Source organism: Edwardsiella hoshinae NBRC 105699 = ATCC 33379 (assembly GCF_000474215.1).
In the GTDB taxonomy this organism is placed as follows: Bacteria; Pseudomonadota; Gammaproteobacteria; order Enterobacterales; family Enterobacteriaceae; genus Edwardsiella; species Edwardsiella hoshinae.
The window spans coordinates 1-1,221 of the sequence record NZ_BAUC01000096.1 but is presented as its reverse complement, the minus strand read 5'-3'; the positions used below and the strand labels follow the sequence as shown (position 1 = coordinate 1,221).

Sequence of the window (1,221 nt, the reverse complement as noted above, 5' to 3'; positions counted from 1 at the left end):
AAACCCCAGACACTCCGCTTCGATAGTCTGGCGCAGGTTGGCCACGTACTCCTGCAACTCGGCCATCAGGTTTTTTTTGCTGTGTTTTTTCACCATGAATATCGCCACCTAATGTTGTGTATTACACACAGCCGCGATAGTTCCTATCTGAGGCTGACAAAATTAGAGAAACGAGATGATTACACAGGGATAGGCTCAGCCTGAGCCTTTTCAAGGCGCGCACAGGCGATGTCAAAATACTCTGTTGTCATTTCAATGCCGGTGAAATGCCCCCCTCGCGCCAGAATAGGTAATGCCGTCGTCCCGCTCCCCATAAATGGATCGAGTACTCGCGCAGATGGCGGGAGGGGATGCGCCAGCGCCTCCATGACCTGCACTGGTTTTCCTGTCATATGCAATTTTTCAGACGGTATCACCCGTTGGTTGATAACGCCGGGGAATGGGCCACCATGGGAGCACTTTCCCAGCTTCCCGCAGCTTCCCCAGACAACATATTCCGCCTGGTGGCGAAAATAGCCGGTATGAGGAGCGCGACTTGAAGCGCCTTTATCCCAGACAATCAGCCCTCGCCAAATAGCTCCGCCCGCTTGAAACACATCCGTCATTGTTGGCAACTGACGCCAATCACTAAAAACCATCACATAACCACCAGGGCGGATAAGCCGGGTCGCCATCCCCATCCACAATGAGCACCACATGAACCAACTCCGCTGATCGCGGTTATCGCCTAGGAATTCCGCATAATTACAGTTTCCGACGTATTTCATCGATGGTAGTTCAGTGCGTGCCGCCTTATGCGTCCCACCACTACTGTAAGGTGGGTCAGTGATAACAGCATCAAATCCGCCCTGTAGCGTTGCTAAAACCTCCAGCGCATCGCCGCAATAAAGCGTTGCGTTGCCAATCACTTGTTTTTGCATACTGATTTCATCACTCCAGCTCAATCACCGGGCCATCAGGCAGGGCCTCGCTGTAGGCAATCAACCCGCTATAGGCGGGGATTTTCTCACCCTCGCTAGACTCAAATGCGGGGACTCGGCCATGACAGATGATGTACGGCGTCTCAATGTTGAGCGTTCCCGGCACGGTGACGCTCAGCCCAACTGACGAGGCCATGTTTTTGATTTGGTCTACGGTTAAAACAATACGCTCCACGCTTTACTCCTTATTTATTTGGCATTTCGTTAACAACACATTCCAGTGCGGCGATCATTCCACCGT

2 protein-coding genes are annotated in these 1,221 nt (G+C 52.2%); both read right to left on the bottom strand.

All coding sequences use genetic code 11. The annotated features are described in order from the left end of the window. Window positions 1-179 precede the first annotated feature (179 nt). Window positions 180-920 (bottom strand): DNA-methyltransferase, encoded by a 741-nt coding sequence (locus EHO01S_RS17155; protein ID WP_024525083.1) that lies wholly within the window; start codon window positions 918-920, stop codon window positions 180-182. A 10-nt stretch (window positions 921-930) separates the two neighbouring features. Next, entirely contained in the window at window positions 931-1,155 is a 225-nt protein-coding gene (locus EHO01S_RS17150; RefSeq protein WP_024525082.1) for a hypothetical protein, read from the bottom strand. Window positions 1,156-1,221: the final 66 nt, after the last annotated feature.

Bases quoted from the DNA above. Each gene is read 5' to 3' on its own strand.
- EHO01S_RS17155 (WP_024525083.1), bottom strand. From the start codon at position 920: ATGCAAAAACAAGTGATTGGCAACGCAACGCTTTATTGCGGCGATGCG.